Annotated in this window: 14 protein-coding genes and 1 riboswitch; of the genes, 6 read left to right on the top strand and 8 right to left on the bottom strand. The window is 55.9% G+C overall.

All coding sequences use genetic code 11. The annotated features are described in order from the left end of the window. Positions 1-2 precede the first annotated feature (2 nt). Positions 3-326 (top strand): hypothetical protein, encoded by a 324-nt coding sequence (locus tag ACFQ88_RS27555; protein ID WP_379459192.1) that lies wholly within the window; start codon positions 3-5, stop codon positions 324-326. A 157-nt stretch (positions 327-483) separates the two neighbouring features. After that, positions 484-861: a VOC family protein gene (locus tag ACFQ88_RS27550; protein WP_379459447.1), complete on the top strand. Its 378-nt coding sequence runs from the start codon at positions 484-486 to the stop codon at positions 859-861. A 288-nt stretch (positions 862-1,149) separates the two neighbouring features. On the opposite strand, the gene ACFQ88_RS27545 is transcribed toward ACFQ88_RS27550, so the two are convergent. After that, a complete protein-coding gene (locus ACFQ88_RS27545; protein ID WP_379459190.1) occupies positions 1,150-2,589 on the bottom strand; it encodes an NAD(P)/FAD-dependent oxidoreductase in 1,440 nt (479 codons plus the stop codon). A gap of 80 nt (positions 2,590-2,669) precedes the next feature. Beyond that, positions 2,670-2,769, bottom strand: a riboswitch (purine riboswitch). Between the two features lie 287 nt (positions 2,770-3,056). On the opposite strand from ACFQ88_RS27545, the gene ACFQ88_RS27540 reads away from it, so the two are divergent. Next, positions 3,057-4,265, top strand: a complete 1,209-nt coding sequence (locus tag ACFQ88_RS27540) for a DHH family phosphoesterase (protein ID WP_379459188.1) — start codon at positions 3,057-3,059, stop codon at positions 4,263-4,265. Between the two features lie 89 nt (positions 4,266-4,354). Here the strand turns inward: ACFQ88_RS27540 and ACFQ88_RS27535 are convergent, their stop codons facing one another. The 6 genes from ACFQ88_RS27535 to ACFQ88_RS27510 all read right to left on the bottom strand — a co-directional run bounded on the left by ACFQ88_RS27535 (position 4,355) and on the right by ACFQ88_RS27510 (position 9,518). Beyond that, positions 4,355-4,504, bottom strand: coding sequence for a hypothetical protein (locus ACFQ88_RS27535; protein ID WP_239630710.1), 150 nt, complete (start codon positions 4,502-4,504; stop codon positions 4,355-4,357). A gap of 4 nt (positions 4,505-4,508) precedes the next feature. After that, positions 4,509-4,805 carry a ferredoxin family protein gene (locus ACFQ88_RS27530; RefSeq protein WP_379459186.1) on the bottom strand — a complete coding sequence of 99 codons (297 nt, stop codon included), beginning with the start codon at positions 4,803-4,805 and terminating at the stop codon, positions 4,509-4,511. Beyond that, positions 4,805-6,100: an FAD-dependent oxidoreductase gene (locus ACFQ88_RS27525; RefSeq protein ID WP_379459184.1), complete on the bottom strand. Its 1,296-nt coding sequence runs from the start codon at positions 6,098-6,100 to the stop codon at positions 4,805-4,807. The genes ACFQ88_RS27530 and ACFQ88_RS27525 overlap by 1 nt, the downstream gene beginning before the upstream one ends. Beyond that, positions 6,084-7,118, bottom strand: coding sequence for an electron transfer flavoprotein subunit alpha/FixB family protein (locus ACFQ88_RS27520; RefSeq protein ID WP_379459182.1), 1,035 nt, complete (start codon positions 7,116-7,118; stop codon positions 6,084-6,086). Before ACFQ88_RS27520 ends, ACFQ88_RS27525 begins: the two co-directional genes overlap by 17 nt. Then, on the bottom strand, positions 7,115-7,948 hold the full coding sequence (locus tag ACFQ88_RS27515) for an electron transfer flavoprotein subunit beta/FixA family protein (RefSeq protein ID WP_239630706.1): 834 nt from the start codon (positions 7,946-7,948) through the stop codon (positions 7,115-7,117). Before ACFQ88_RS27515 ends, ACFQ88_RS27520 begins: the two co-directional genes overlap by 4 nt. Before the next feature lie 307 nt (positions 7,949-8,255). Further along, the gene (locus tag ACFQ88_RS27510; RefSeq protein WP_239630705.1) at positions 8,256-9,518 is read right to left on the bottom strand and encodes a Glu/Leu/Phe/Val family dehydrogenase; all 1,263 of its coding nucleotides are present in this window, start codon (positions 9,516-9,518) and stop codon (positions 8,256-8,258) included. 217 nt (positions 9,519-9,735) lie between these two features. On the opposite strand from ACFQ88_RS27510, the gene ACFQ88_RS27505 reads away from it, so the two are divergent. Then, complete coding sequence (locus ACFQ88_RS27505) at positions 9,736-12,417, top strand: ATP-binding protein (RefSeq protein WP_379459179.1); 2,682 nt, start codon at positions 9,736-9,738, stop codon at positions 12,415-12,417. Further along, positions 12,404-13,105 (top strand): response regulator transcription factor, encoded by a 702-nt coding sequence (locus tag ACFQ88_RS27500; protein WP_379459177.1) that lies wholly within the window; start codon positions 12,404-12,406, stop codon positions 13,103-13,105. Before ACFQ88_RS27505 ends, ACFQ88_RS27500 begins: the two co-directional genes overlap by 14 nt. Before the next feature lie 408 nt (positions 13,106-13,513). On the opposite strand, the gene ACFQ88_RS27495 is transcribed toward ACFQ88_RS27500, so the two are convergent. Then, the gene (locus tag ACFQ88_RS27495) at positions 13,514-14,422 is read right to left on the bottom strand and encodes a LysR family transcriptional regulator (protein ID WP_379459445.1); all 909 of its coding nucleotides are present in this window, start codon (positions 14,420-14,422) and stop codon (positions 13,514-13,516) included. A 114-nt stretch (positions 14,423-14,536) separates the two neighbouring features. Here ACFQ88_RS27495 and aroA point away from each other — a divergent pair, with 114 nt between their 5' ends. Beyond that, positions 14,537-15,889 carry a 3-phosphoshikimate 1-carboxyvinyltransferase gene (gene aroA, locus ACFQ88_RS27490; protein ID WP_379459175.1) on the top strand — a complete coding sequence of 451 codons (1,353 nt, stop codon included), beginning with the start codon at positions 14,537-14,539 and terminating at the stop codon, positions 15,887-15,889. Positions 15,890-16,055 lie beyond the last annotated feature (166 nt).

Below are 16,055 nucleotides of genomic sequence, written 5' to 3'. Positions count from 1 at the left end.
ACATGAGCAGCATTCCGGTTGTTATTTTCCCCCACTGCAGTTGGGAGCAGTTTCCTTATCAAAAGCTGGCGGCCGTGTTACAAACCGTTCGCCCCGTTTATTATGTAACCGGATCGGCGCCGGAACCGGTATCATGGCCGGAGGCTTTGCAAGCTGTCACTGTGGACGATGTGCCCGCCATCTTCAACCAACCTGCATTGGTTATCGTCACTCACCCTTATTGGGTCAGGACCGTGGCGGCATTGCGGCCTCACCGTTCCGAAAACGAAGGGTATTCACAATCCGTTCCCGCCTCTACCGGTGTCCGTTTTTTACAATTCATTTGATTCCGAATTGTGTATGCTATAGGCGTGCCTTTTCCTGATGTCCGGCGGATGAACCTGGGAGCAAGTCCAGGGCATGCACGAAATAGTGCGGGACAAGCCCGCTCAATTATGGGAAAATAAGGATACGATGTTCAAATCCAATAATGGAGTGATACCAATGGGAGTTCATTTGGATATGGTCGGCATTGTTGTTAAAGACATGAAGCAAGCGTTGGACTTTTATCGCGCCTTGGGACTCGACATCCCCGAGAGCGCTAACGCCGAGCCGCATGTGGAGGTGGCACAAAACGGATTCCGTTTGGCCTTTGATACGCAATCGATGATCAAGGAAATTTACGGAGACTGGGTAGAGCCGGCCGGACACCGGATCGAGCTCGCCTTCCGATGCGATAGCCCGGATGCCGTGAATGAGCTGTACCATCGCATCGTAGACCGTGGCTACGACGTGCATCGCGAGCCTTGGGACGCGTTCTGGGGGCAGCGCTATGCCATCGTCAAAGATCCGGACGGCAATCTAATCAGTTTGTTCGCCTAAAAAAGAAGGAGCGGTCACACCGTGCCGGCCGCCAGCTGAGCAGCGTGTGAAGCACGTCAAAGGCGGCAGGAACCTCCTCCGGCCCGGCGCCTGGCTGCGCTCGCGCTGTAGCGCCAGCACCCCGGACGGCAGCAGGCAGGGACGGTCCAGCTCTGCGGCAGGTTAGCAGGTATTTTATGTCGCCAATATGACCTGGTTGGAGTTTGAATGAAGTCGCCCATAGAAAAAAGCCTGTATCCGCTCTACATAGCAGATACAGGCTTTTGAACCTTGATGATTACCTCTCTCTTACACAGACAACCGCTCGACGATAGAGCGTGCAATCCAGACTCCCGCCGCTCCGGCCTGGGCCAGACCCCGGGTAATGCCGGCTCCGTCGCCGCCGCAATACAATCCGTCGATCTCGCTTTCCAGCTGCGTGTTAAGCTTCGGTCTCGCGGAATAAAACTTCGCTTCCACGCCGTAAAACAGCGTATGCTCGGAAGCGATACCCGGCGTCACCTTGTCCAGCGCCTCCACCATTTCGATCAGGCTCTTCATCGTATTGTACGGCAGGACAAGCCCCAGATCTCCCGGCACGGCCTCCTTCAAGGTCGGCTCCAGGAAGCCCTCCTTGATGCGGCCCTCGGTCGATCGGCGTCCGCGGATAATGTCGCCGTACTTTTGCACTATGACGCCGCCGCCCGACAGGTCGTTCGCTCTTTTGCATATTTCCCGCGCATATTCGTTGGGCTTATCGAACGGCTCGGTGAACCGGTGCGATACGAGCAGCGCAAAGTTCGTGTTCGACGAGCCGAGCTTAGGATCCTTGTAGGCGTGGCCGTTAGCCGCCATAACGCCGCTGTGATTCTCGACTACGACATGGCCCGAAGGGTTGCTGCAGAACGTGCGCACCCGCGTCCCTACCGACGTGTTAAAAATAAATTTGCCCTCGTACAAATGCTCGTTAATTTCACGCATTACGACATCGGATGTCTCGACGCGCACGCCGACGTCGACTTGGTTGTTGAACATTTTGATCCGCCGTTTCTTCAGAACGTCGGTGAGCCATGCGGAGCCGTCCCTTCCCGGTACGGCGATCACACAGCCAGCTTCGATTTCCTCGCCGTTCTGGAGCACGACGCCGGCGGCCCGGTAGCTGCCGTTCTCCTTCACGGTCAAAATATCGGCGACCTCCGTCTTGTACATCATATCGATATGCTCTTTCAGACGGCGGTTGATCGATTGCAAAATTTGCAGGTTTTTCTCCGTGCCCAGATGGCGCACCTGAGCTCGCAGCAGCTTCAAGCCGGCCGCATAGCCACGCTGCTCAATCGAACGGACGACCTCGGTCATCGGGTCGGTGATCGTATCGGGAGCTCCATGGTCCAGATTGATGTGGTCCACATAGGAAATCAGATCGAGCACCTGGGACGGTGCGAGATATTCCGTCAGCCATCCGCCGAACTCCGTCGTAATGTTGAATTTGCCGTCGCTGTAAGCGCCCGCTCCCCCGAAGCCGCTCGTGATGGAACAGGCGGGCAGACAGCCCGCAAACTCTTTTTTCCCCGCCGGGGGCGGGCACAGCTTGATCTTTTCTTCAAGAATCGGACAGCGGCGGCTGTCAATGTCGTGTCCTTTATCAATGAGCAGCACCTTCAAGTGCGCTGCCTTCAGCATCAATTCATAAGCGGCAAAAATTCCTGCTGGTCCGGCTCCTACAATAATGACATCGTAACGTTTGTTCATCCCTGTTAGTCCCTCCGCTTGAAAGAAATGGTGTTTCCTTGTTGGACGGGCACAAAAAAAATTCCAGCTACCGAATGGTTGCGGGAAACCCGCCCACTCGTAGTCAGGAATTATCGGTTCCTTGTAGAGACCTCCGACCCGTATCGCCGAAGATATACGAACAGCTACTTGGTATGTCTTATTTAATTGCCATCTAGAATGGTAAACCAATTCCCTACTCATGTCAAGGGTTATATACTAATTTATTCGTATTTAGTCCATTATTCCTGCTCGTCGCTCCTCAATTCCATCAATAACACGCCCAAAATCCGAACATTAACAACAAACTCCGGCAAGACTTTCCCCTGCTCTCGCTCGAGCCGTCGGGTTGTTGATGGGTCCCTAACACGGAATAAAGCCGAACGGCAAAGGGAATGGTATGGTTTGTCATTCATGATGAATGTTAGAAGGCTGGGAGGGCTGTCGTTTTGTACGTTCTATATACTCATAACGATCTGGATGGCGTAGGCTGCGGCATCGTAGCAAGATTCGCCTTCGGGTCGAAGGTGGAAATCCGTTACAATTCCGTCGGTGGCCTCAACACGCAGGTCGCACATTTTTTGGAAAAACCGCGAAAAAAGAAGCAATTGTTCATAACCGACTTATCGGTGAATGAAGATAACGAACGCGGACTGGACGATTTTGTAAAATCCGGCGGCAAAGTCAGGCTGATCGATCACCATAAATCCGCGCTTCATTTGAATCAGTACAGCTGGGGCATGGTGAAGGTGGAGGAAGAGGACGGAAAGCTATGCTCGGCCACTTCGCTGTTTTACGACTATTTGATTCAACACGGCTTGTTGACCCCTTCGAACGGATTGAGTGAATTCGTGGAGCTGGTCCGGCAGTACGATACGTGGGAATGGGATCAGAACAACCAGCTTCAGGCCAAACGGCTGAACGACCTGTTCTACATGGTGTCCATGGAGGAATTCGAGGAGAAAATGATCGACCGGCTGCGGCACAGCGAGCATTTCTCATTCGATGAGTTTGAAGAAAAAATTTTGGATATGGAAGAAGAAAAGATCGAGCGGTACGTACGGAGAAAAAAGCGAGAGGTCGTGCAGGCAACCATCGACGATCGTTATGCGGGCATTGTCCATGCGGAGTCGTACCACTCGGAGCTGGGGAGCGAGCTTGGAAAGGAGCACCCTCACCTCGATTATATCGCCATCCTGAACATGGGCGGGAAAAAGATCAGCTTCCGGACAATTCACGATCATATCGACGTCTCGGAAATAGCCGGCCGCTATGGAGGCGGAGGCCATGCCAAAGCGTCCGGCTGCTCCATGACGGAAGAGGCTTACCGGAAATATGTCGCCGAAGCGTTCCCGATCGAGCCGCTGCGAACGGACGCAGTTCACAACTCGTTCAATCAGAAGGACTCGGTGTACGGCTCGCTGTACGAAAACCGCCAAGGGCAGAGCCTGTTCGTCTTTCCGTCGGACGGCGGGTGGGAGATCGATGTCGACGGCAATCCGGGCGGAAGTTTCGCCACATTTGAGGAAGCGGAGCGATCGGCGAAAAGGCAGTATGCCGCTTGGCTGGCCCGGGACGAAATCTATGTCTCGTATCTTATGGAGCAAATGGCGGCGAACCGGAAGACGGCTTCGGCACCGAAAGGCGTCTCCCCTTAGATAATTCCGTTTCTCCCGATTCCATGAGAAAAAACCGCACACTGGGTATCCCAAGTATGCGGCATCACTCTTTTGAAAGCGCATTCGAATCAGTCCTTCACTTTCTCGAGCATCTCTTCTTTCTCCCAGCTGGTGAAATGGTCTTCCCAGACGATGTGATAAAAGCCCTGCTCCGCTTCCATGACGATGCCTCTCGCACCGTCCAGTATGAACATAACCCGATCTCCGACTTCAAACATATGATCACCCCAGTCTAAAGACGATTCCGTGACCACCTTTCGGGTATTCCCATTTAATATTTTGGTGAGGACAGCCGATCCGGCAGCTGCCGCACTCATGACAGCCCTCGTAGCCGACGTGCATACGGATATCCTCCCATTTGTACACTTCCGCCGGGCAAAAGATAGTGCATATTTTGTCCGGACATTTCGTCAAACAAGTATCCGCATCCAATACGGTAAGATGTGATTTTGTATCCGCGTTAAAGCGAAGTAGATACTGCTTTTCCTCGATAGACTGGCCTTTCGCCTGCTCGCTCATTACTTTATCACCTTCCATGCCCGGTACATATCGCGGGCGATTTTCAGCTTTTGTTTGACCGTGCCGATATCCTGCCATATTTTTTTCTGCTTCTCCCGCTTCGACGTGCCGTCCACGGTGAACATTTGACTCGCCGCGCGGTTCATCATCGGGATATATTGATCAAAATATTGCGGGAACTTGTCAAAATGGTGCGTCGCGTCCTTGTACTTCTTCAAATCTTCGCCGACGAAGCTTTCCATCAGCCGCTGCCGGTAGTAATCGAGCATATCCTCCGAGAAATTGCCCGCCTGTTTGGCCATCACGATCGTTTCCGCCGCCAGCCTTCCGGAGGTCATCGCCATGTTCGAGCCTTCGCGGTGAATGGCATTGACGAGCTGCGCCGCATCGCCGACGACCAGAACGCCGTTGCCGACCACCTTCGGCATCGAATGGTAGCCCCCTTCGGGAATGAGGTGGGCCAAATATTCCTGCGGCTCCCCGCCCTGCAAATACGGACGGACCATCGGATGCGTCTTGACGTACTCCAGCAGTTCGTACGGTTTTATCTTATGCTTGATGAGCCCGGATAGTAACGTCCCTACGCCTATGCTGAGCGTATCTTTATTGGTGTAGAGAAAGCCGGTGCCGAGAATGCCTTTGGTCGCGTCGCCGAACAGCTCGATCGTACAGCCTTGGCCTTCCTCGAGATTGAACCGGTCCTCGATCACTTTGCGGTCGAGCTTGATGATCTCCATCGTGGCCAGCGCGACTTCATCCGGCTTGAACTCCTTATGGAACCCGAGCGACTTGGCGAGCAGCGAGTTCACGCCGTCCGCCAGCACGACGACATCCGCATACAGATCGCCGTCGGGACGATCCGTGCGCACGCCGACGACGCGGTCGCCCTCTACGATGCATTCGAGCGCCACGGTCTCGTTAATGAGCAGTGCACCTTGATCGACCGCCTTTTGCGCGAACCATTGGTCGAACTTGGCGCGCAGCACGGTAAAGTTGTTGTACGGCTCCCTCGCCCATTCCATGCCTTTGTAGCCGAAGGTGACGGCCGATTCCTTATCGAGCATCATGAACCGCTGCTCTACGATGGGCCGTTCGATCGGCGCCTCTTTGTAAAAATCGGGGATGACGTCCTCCATCATTTTGCGGTACAGGACCCCGCCCATGACGTTCTTGGAGCCGGGATACTCCCCTCTCTCCAAGAGCAGCACATGGATGCCGGCCTTGGCCAGCTCGAATGCGCAAGCGATTCCCGCAGGTCCGGCACCGACGACGATACAATCAAACTTTTCCGACATTTGCGTCTTCCTTTCTGCCCAGAGCCTTGGTAAACTGCTCGATCAGCATCGGAACGATTTCGAACGCATCGCCGACAATGCCGTAGTGACAGCTGCTAAAAATCGGCGCCGCCGGATCCTTGTTGATGGCGATGATCAGCCCGGAATTTTGCATCCCGACGATATGCTGAATCGCTCCGGAAATACCGATGGCAAAATAAATTTTGGGCGTCACCGTCACTCCGGTCTGCCCGACCTGGTGATGATGTCCTATCCATCCCGCCTCGACGACATCCCGGCTCGCGCCGACAGCCGCGCCGAGTGTCTGCGCCAGCTGGTGGACAAGCTGGAACCCGCTCTCGCTGCCGAGCCCTTTGCCCCCGGCCACGATAATGTCCGCCTCGTCGATGCGCACCTTGTGCGTCGTCTGACGGACGATCTCGAGCACCTTGGTACGCACGTCCTCCTCCTGCAGCGGAATCGTCTCCTCGATCAGCTTCCCTCTTCTTCCCGCTTCCCGGGGCAATGCTTTCATCACCTTCGGCCGGACGGTCGCCATTTGCGGCCGATACTTTTTGCACAGGATCGTCGCCATAATGTTCCCGCCGAACGCCGGACGGCTGGCCAGCAGCAGACCCGTATCCTCCTCCACGTCGAGGATCGTCGTATCGGCCGTAAGTCCGGTCGGCAAATCCGTCGCTACGGCGCTCGCCAAATCTTTGCCTGTCGAGGTCGCGCCGTACAGTATAATTTCCGGCTTATACTTCTCCGTACAAGCCAAGAGCGCTTTCATAAACGTCTCCGTCCGATAATTCTTGAATATCGGAGCGTCGTATACATACATCGTATCGGCTCCGTACTCGAAGGCTGTTGCTGCGAGCTGCGTCACATGGTCGCCGATAAGCACGCCTGCAAGCTCGGTTCCCCTCTTGTCGGCCAGCCTTCGTCCGGCCCCTAGCAGCTCCAGAGAAACCGGCGCGATGACTCCGTCTTTTTCCTCTACAAACACCCATATCCCGCGATAATCGTCGAAGTTCATTCGGAAGCTCCACCTCCGGGCTGAAAAAACTCGCGTTTCTCCAGCAAAATAGCAAGCAGCCGCTCCACCTGTTCGTTAGCGGAGCCCTGCAGCATTTCGCCTCCCTGTGGCTTCTGCGGCGCCCATACCGACGATACGATCGTCGGGGACCCTTTCAAACCCAACTGGGAGCGATCCACATCCTCCAGCTCGTTGACGGACCAAATGTGCGGCTGATAACGGGCCGCCCGGATGACGTTCGGCATCGACGAGTACGGAACCTCGTTAATCTCCTTCTCCACCGACAGCAGACAGGGAAGTGTCGACCGGATCACCTCATGGCCGTCCTCCAGCTTGCGGTGAATGACCGCGAATCCTTCCTGCTTGTTGATCTCCACCACCTTGTTGACCGAGGTCAGCGGCGGGATGTCCAGTCTGCGGGCGATCCCCGGCCCTACCTGGCCCGTGTCACCGTCAATGGTCATTTTCCCGCAAATGACCAGATCGATCGGCTTCGTTTTGCCGATTTTCTCCAGCGCCTTCGTTAACGAATAGCTGGTAGCCAGCGTGTCCGCTCCTGCAAAAGCGCGGTCGGTGATCAGGTACCCCTCGTCCGCTCCAATCTCGATACATTTGCGGATCGCCTTCACGGCAGGGGGAGGCCCCATCGTCAGCACGGACACCGTTCCCCCGTACCTTTGCTTGAGCCGGACGGCTTCTTCCACGGCATGCGCGTCATAGGGGTTCAAAATCGCCGGGGCGCTGGCCCGATCCATCGTGTTCGTCTTCGGGTTCATCTTGATGATCTTCGTATCCGGTACCTGCTTGATACAGGCGACAATATGAAGCATTCGCAGCACCTCTTCACGTTATGATCCGTTAGGTCTGAATACTCTAGTATATAAGCCGGTTCCGGATAAAATGCATAAATTGGCAGGCAGAGCGGCTCGCCGGGCGCGAACCCTATCTACCCGTGCCGGCGACATGCCGATCAGCCGCCTTCCCTTGCGTTGAATAATTGTTTGTGCAGGGGAAACGCTCCTAAATCTGTGCATAAAAAAAAGGCTGTCCGCCAGCTTATTAAAGCTTTGCGGGACAGCCTCGATGATACATTACCGTTATAAAGCATGAAGGTAAATAAAAAGTCCGGTTATTCGATTAAACCCAACCGCGAGCTTCCATCGCTTTCGTGATGCGCTCCAGAGAGATCATGTATGCCGCTGTACGGAGGTCGGTTTGGTAACGGGTTGCCAAAGACTGCACTTCACGGTATGCGTCGGACATAGCTATTTTCAGCTTGCCGTTAACCTCGTCCTCGCTCCAGTAGTAGTTCATCAGGTTTTGTACCCATTCGAAGTAAGAAACGGTTACGCCGCCGGCATTGGCCAAAATGTCAGGAATGACTTTAATCCCTTTGTTGAACAGGACTGCGTCCGCTTCCGGAGTCGTTGGGCCGTTAGCCGCTTCCGCCACGATTTTCGCTTTGATGTTACCAGCATTGGCGGACGTAATTACGTTCTCCAGTGCAGCCGGTACGAGGATATCTACGTCCAGCTCAAGAATTTTCTCTGCCGCGATGCTGTACGATGCGCCGTATTCCTGAATCGAGGATTCGTCCTTCAGGCGTTCCACTTTGGCCAGATCCAGACCTTGCGGATCGTAGATCGCGCCTTTGGAGTCGCTGACAGCAACAACCTTACATCCGAGCTCGGTCAGCAGTCGAGCGGCGATTCTTCCGGCATTGCCGAAGCCTTGAATTGCTACAGTCGCGCCTTCCGTCGATTTGCCCATGTCATGAAGCGCATCTTGAATGACGAATACGCAGCCGCGGGCCGTCGCTTCGTTTCTTCCTTTGGAGCCGCCGATAATAAGCGGTTTGCCCGTAATAACGCCCGGGGAATTGAAGCCTTTCAAGCGGCTGTACGTATCCATCATCCAGCCCATAATTTGAGGTGTCGTGTAGACGTCCGGAGCAGGGATATCTTTCTCGGGACCGACGATTTCATGAATCGCTTCCATGAAGGCGCGGCTTACGCGTTCCAGTTCCCCTTTGCTCATTTCGCGCGGATCGCAAATAACTCCGCCTTTGCCGCCGCCGTAAGGCAGACCGACAACGCCGCACTTGAAGCTCATCCACATGGACAGCGCTTTGACTTCATCCAGCGTTACGTCCGGATGGAAGCGGATGCCGCCTTTGGTAGGTCCCACCGCGTCATTGTGCTGGGAGCGGTAGCCTTCGAACACTCTTACTTTACCGTTATCCATTTTGACAGGGAAAGTAACGGACAATACCCGTTTCGGATGCTTCAGAATCGCGACAACTTCCTCCGGCAATTGCAGCAAAGCAGCCGCCTTCTCGATTTGTGTCTGAGCGATCTGGAACGGGTTCAGATTCTCTGGGGTCAATGTTGATTCAACCATGAAAAATACCTCCTGGACCAAGTAGAGTTTGTCACCTTTTCTCCTAACTTACGTAAGGTTGTTATTTATTTTATATTTTTTTTCTCAATTTGACAATTGATGATAAATATTTCGTTTTTTCGTGGACAAATCATCAGCGTGAAGGTGACTAGGTGTAAGCTTTTTTATGTTACAATACAACTACGAGTAATGACTTACGATACAGATGGAGGACACCGTGAATAACCCATCGCTGCGGCTGCATTTGACGATCACTTTTGCCATATTGGCTTTGATTCCCATCCTCGTTCTCGGCAGCATTCAAATATTCCAAATTAAAAATATTACGAACGACTATAACAAAACGCAAATGCAGACGACCTACCGGCTGGCGGACGCCGTACAGACGTATACGTACTACCACCGCAATGCCGTAGAAACGCTGGCAACGACGATCAGCGCGTCCAGTCCGCCGTTTCGGACGAGGGAGAGCATGACGCTCAAGCTGCAGTCGGTCAAAAACAACCTGCCCGGCTTCTCCGGACTGTTCGTTGTGAACCGCAGCGGCGGTGTCAGCGCGCAGTTTCCTGAAGCTGCAGCCGGCCAGAAGCCTCTGCTCGGCACGGACTTGAGCGGGCGCAGCTACTTCCAGAACGTCAAGGCGGCCGAGACTACGACGATTACGCCTTTGTTCCGCGGTCCTGAAGGAGCGGACAAGCCGGCCATCGCCATCGCCGTGCCCGTGTACAGCGATCAAAAGCAATGGGACGGCCTGGTCGTCGGCGTTCTGGACCTGCAGGAGGTCGCCAGACTCGTAACCAAGTACGATTACGGCACGGACGCTTATCCGGTCGTTCTGGATGCGGAAGGAAGGGCAATTTATCATCCGGAGGCGGCCATTTCCGACTCGTTAACCGACTTGTCCGGCGAGCCGGTCGTTCAGGATACGAAGACGCATGACCAAGGCCAGGGCAAGTACCGCTCCGGCGTTTACCGCCAGGACGAGCTCGTCACCTACAAAAAAATCGGCGACCTCGGCTGGACCGTCTGGGTCGGAAGATCTTACAAGGCGGCCAATGCCGCTTTTACGGATACGCTGCAAACGACAATCATTCTGCTTGTGCTGACGCTCGTGCTGACCGTAGTCGTCGGCAACCTGCTGGCGAAGCGGCTGAACGGTACAATCCATGCCTTGGTCGGCTATACGCAAAAGCTTGCCGACGGCATCTTCAGCGTGCCGGACAAGAAGCTGGCCTCCCGCGGAGCCCCGTACGAGCTGCAAATGCTCGCGGATCACTTTTTCCGGATGGCCGGCCAAATCCGGGAAAATCAGCGCGCGCTGATCGAGCTGAACGCCGAGCTGGAGAACCGCGTCGCCGACCGGACGCAAAGCCTGTCGCGCAAAAATCAGGAGCTGGAAATCGTGAACGGCCTGCTGACTCCGATCATGACGCGCCGCAATGCCGGCGAATTTATCGAGGACAGCATGGCTCACTTGCGCGGGCTGATTCACCGCGAGGTCCGCTTGCGCCTGCACCCGCTCACCGTCTCCACTTCCCTCGGACGCTTCAAGGACGCGGAAGCGACGGCGGCGCCTGACGGAGCGAGTCATCCGGACGGATCTGCATTGGGCTCTGGCTCTGATTCAGGCTCTGATTCGATTTCTGGCGCGATAGTTCCGATTCAAACCGGAGGACAAACGCTCGGAAGCATCGTCGTAGGGGGGAACGCAGACTCCGATTCGACATTGACCGACAATGATCGAAAGTTTCTGCTTACATTCGCCAATACGGTCGCCATCATTTTGCAAAACGATATGCTGCTCAGCAGCATCCGGCATGAACATGCGACGCTGAATGCGGTGTTGGAGAGTATGTCCGATGCGATCGTGCTGATCGATGCGGATCGCCATGTCGTCTATGCGAACCGGAGAATGACGGAGCAGTTCGGCATTCCGATGCCGCAGCTCTTGTCGATGACGGAGGAGGCGCTGTTCAGCGCAATCGCTGCGAAGCTGCCGGAGCCGGACGACGAGTGGGCCGCTTTTACAAGAAAACAGCGGCTGCACGCGAAATGTAAGGTTACGGGAGAAAACGGCAAGGAGAGGTTCATCTCGGTTTCCGCCTTCCAGGTTTCGGGAGACGGGCACAGCTTCGGCAGAGGCTACGTGTGGCGGGATATTACGAAGGAGCACGAGGTCGATGCGCTGAAAAACGATTTGATCTCGCTCGCTTCGCACGAGTTCAAAACGCCGATTACAAGCATTAAAGGCGGCGTAGAAACACTGCTGCGCCCGGACGCCGTCTGGGACGAGGCCTTCAAGAAGGAGCTGCTGGAGGGCATCCATGAGGACATAGGGCGCATTCAGGACCTTATCGACGAGTGGCTCGATATTTCCAAGATCGAAGCCGGCGCGATGCGGGTGAACGTGCAGCCTGTCCGGGTCGCTTCGATAGTGCAGAGCGCCATCCACCGCCTGCCCCAGCATGCCGGTGCCGAGCACGCGGAGTTCGAGCTTGAGCTCGACAGCGAACTGCCGCTGCTAAAGGCGGATAAGCTGCGCATGGAGCAGGTGCTTGTCAATTTGTTCACCAATGCGATCCGCTACAACCAAGGCAAGCCGGTCATCCGGATTTCGGCCGAATCCGACGATTCGTTCGTCCATATCCGCGTTCAGGATAACGGAATCGGCATTGCACCGGAGCATGCGGATAAAATATTCGATCGGTTTTACCGTGTCGACGTATCGTCCAGCCGCCAGACCGGCGGTACGGGACTGGGGTTAGCCATAAGCAAAGGGATTATCGAGGCTCACGGGGGCCGCATCCGTGTAGAAAGCGAGCCCGGTTCGGGAAGCACCTTCATCATTTCCGTACCGAAGTTTCGTTGGGAGGAAGGTCATGAACATGAAGAAGCATAAAATTCTCATTGTGGACGATGAGCCCAAAATTATCCGGTTCATCTCCGCCAATCTGAAATCGCTGGGCCATGAGACGGCAGCCTGCTCCAACGGCCCTGAAGCGCTGGAGACGATCGACAGCTTCGATCCCGATTTGCTGCTGCTGGATATCATGATGCCAGGCATGGACGGCTTCGAGGTGCTTCGGCGGCTGCGCAGCTTCTCGAACGTGCCGGTCATCGTCTTGACCGCCCGCAGCGACTCGAGCGATAAGGTGCAGGGCTTGAATCTCGGCGCGGACGATTATTTAACCAAGCCCTTCTCGCTCGACGAGCTGTTCGCCCGGGTCAATGCCGTGCTGCGCCGGTTCGAGGGCCGGACGTCGGCTCCTTCGTCCTCATCAAGTGAGATCGAGCTGGGCGCGGTAAGGCTGAATCTGGCGCAGCGAAGGACGTGGCTCGGCGAAACGGAGGTCAAGTTTACCGAGACCGAATACAACTTGTTCGTCCTGCTGATCCAGAATGCAGGCAAAGTGATGACGCACGAGCAGCTGTTAAGCGATGTATGGGGCAGCGAATACCGCGACGATGTCGAATATTTGCGGGTCGCCATAGCGCGGATTCGCCAAAAGCTGAAGCAAATCGACGATACGCTGGATCTCATTGTCACTTATCCGGGCGTCGGTTATATGGCCAGATCGGGCGAATAATCGGCTTCCTTGTTGGAGACAGAAGCTATGTTAGGTATCTTCGCTTGGCCGCTATCGATCCGCAGCACAGAACGGGAGCATGCGCAGGGTTCGACTGACCGTTTCGCAAACTGCTGAATCGCACGTCCGGGACTGGTGCACATTGGATGATTCGTGGGCTGGAATCTAGAGCTCGATTGGTTTTACACGGTTTATACCTAACACGATATGTTATATTTAATCTTAAACGTTCTTACCTAACCTCCGGGACATTCGCTCGTATTGCGTGCGTTTAGTCCGGGAGGTTATTTGCACATGGCGGAGGACAGCTGCCGTGAACCGGCTGGCAGGGCCTCAGGGCTCCTTCTGCGCAGCTTCGGCGGCGGGAAGCACCCCATGATGCATCGGCAGAGTTGAAAGGCGGAGAAGCTATTCTCCGCCTTTCACAGAGCCAGGGAACGCCGACCTCAGCATGTCGAGAAACCGGGATGCCGCGAGCGACAGAGGCATCTCGCGATGGACGGCTATGCCGATCGTCCGCGATGGAAGCGCGTCGCCGGTCTCCAGCTCAATCAGCGTGCCTGAGCTTAGCTCGCCCTCTACGAACGAGCGGGTGACGTAGGCAATGCCGAAGCCCCGGCGCGCGAATTCGACGAGCAGGTCGATGCTGCCGAGCTCGATATCCGCCTCGATCTTCACTCCCCTGGCGGAGAACCACTGCTCGACGTGCCGGCGCGTGCTGCTTCCTTGCGACAGCAGCAGTAGGGGCTGCGCCCCCAGCTCGTCGGCAGGCAGAGGCCGCCCTGCCAGCTTACTGTACGTCTGTCCCGCGACGAAAGTATCCTGAATGACCGTTAGCGCCTCCGCTTCAATCTGCGGGTCGGCCACAGGCATATGGACGATGCCGAAGTCGATCTGGCCTTCCTTCAAGCGCTGCACAATATCGGGTGTTTTCCCGTGGGAGAGGCGGATGCGGATGTCCGGGTATTGGGCATGGAACGAGTCCAGATGAGGAAGCAGCAAATGCTTCAGCAGCGAATCGCTGGCCCCGACCCGGAGCTCGCCTCCGGCTAGCCGCTTCAGGTTGTGGAGCTTCGACTCTCCTGCATCCAGCAGCGCAAACGAAGGCTCCACAAAATCGAGCAGCGCCTTCCCTTCAGCGGTCAGCTTCACCCCCTTGGGCAGCCGGTGAAACAGCGCGACGCCAAGCGCCTCCTCCATTTGCTTGATCGCATAGCTGACGGAAGGCTGGGTAATGTACAGCTCTTGCGCCGCTTTGGTCAGGTTACCCGCCCTTGCCGTATGCAGAAAGATACGATACCATTCGAGATTAAACATGACATAAACACCCTCTATGACATAATGGAAAAATCCGAATTTCATCTATTTCATCCTGTTCATTATAATCGGGTTACACGATTCCATCAACGAACGAAAGGGTGTATCCGAATCATGAACCATACGACTGCACAGCCGCCGGACCGCGAGGCCCGCTCTCCCTGGTCGCGTTATAACGAGAAAGCCGAAGTTCGCGTCATGCCGGCGGGCTCGCCTATCGAAGGGACCATCACGATACCGGGAAGCAAAAGCTTGACGAACCGAGCCCTCATCATCGCCGCCATGGCGGAAGGAACCTCACGCGTGAAGGGCATTTTGAAAAGCGACGATTCGTACTGGTGCATCGAGGCTTTGCGCCGGCTCGGCATCGAAGTGGAGCTGGAGGACGATACGGCCGTTATCGCCGGGGGCGGTGGAAGCTGGCCGGTCCAGCAAGGCGAGCTGTACTTCGGCGCTGCCGGAACGATCGCCCGCTTCCTGCCCGGGGCGCTTGCCGCAGGCAACGGCATCTGGCGGCTCACGGGCAGCGCCCGGCTCAGCGAGCGGCCGCTTGCGCCGCTGCTCGATACCTTGTCCAGCCTGGGCGCAGACATCCGCTTCGACGAGGCGAGCGGGCGCCTGCCCTTGACGCTGCACGCTCGCGGTATCTGGGGAGGGGAAGCCGTCATGTCCGGCTCCACCTCCAGCCAGTTCATCAGCGGCATGATCCTGGCCGCTCCTTATGCGCAGAGCCCGTTGACGGTGCGGATCAACGGACCTGTCGTGCAGCGCGATTACGTGGAGCTGACGCTCGACATGATGCGGGCCTTCGGCGTCGATCCGAAGAGCGGCGAAGACGGGCAGACGATCGCCGTACCGGCCGGCAAATACACAGCGCAATCGATCGCCCTGGAGCCGGACGTTTCTACCTGCGGCTACTTCTGGTCCCTCGCCGCCTTGACGAACGGACGCATTCGGATTGACGGCATAACGGCCGGCACACGGCAGCCCGATATTGAGCTGCTGGACGTTTTGGAGAAGATGGGCTGCTCAGTCACACGAGGGAACGATTTCGTAGAGGTGCGCGGCACCCGGCAGCTGAAAGGCGGATTCACTGTCAGCATGAAGCGGTGGTCCGACCAGACCCTCACCGTAGCGGCTCTCGCGGCTTTCGCCGACGGTCCGATCACGCTCACCGATGCGGCCCATATCCGGCATCACGAATGCGACCGGATCGCCGCCATCTGCACGGAGCTGACGAAGGCAGGCATCCGAGTCGACGAGCATCCCGACGGCTTGACCGTCTACCCGGGAGAGCCGACGCCGGCGCTGCTGGATACGCACGATGACCATCGGATGGCGATGGCGCTGTCCTTGCTTGCCGTCAAAGCGGACGGCATCCGTATTGCCGATCCGGGCTGCGTCTCCAAGACATGTCCGGACTACTGGGAGCGGTTCCAAGCCTTAGGCATCGAAGTTCAATTGTGAGAAAAGCCTCTATCGAGGCCTTTTCACAGAGGAGTGACCTTAAAGTTATGCTTTAGCAAAACCCGCTTCGTAAGCAAGGCTGTTTTTATCGCCAAATAGAATTTTTACATCCGATGACCTCGGAATCTTATAAATTCTATTGTGGTAAAAAGCAATAGGCGGAACC

Source organism: Paenibacillus sp. NPDC056579, from assembly GCF_042793215.1.
Taxonomy (GTDB): domain Bacteria; phylum Bacillota; class Bacilli; order Paenibacillales; family NBRC-103111; genus Paenibacillus_S.
This window is presented reverse-complemented; position numbering and strand designations above follow the sequence as displayed.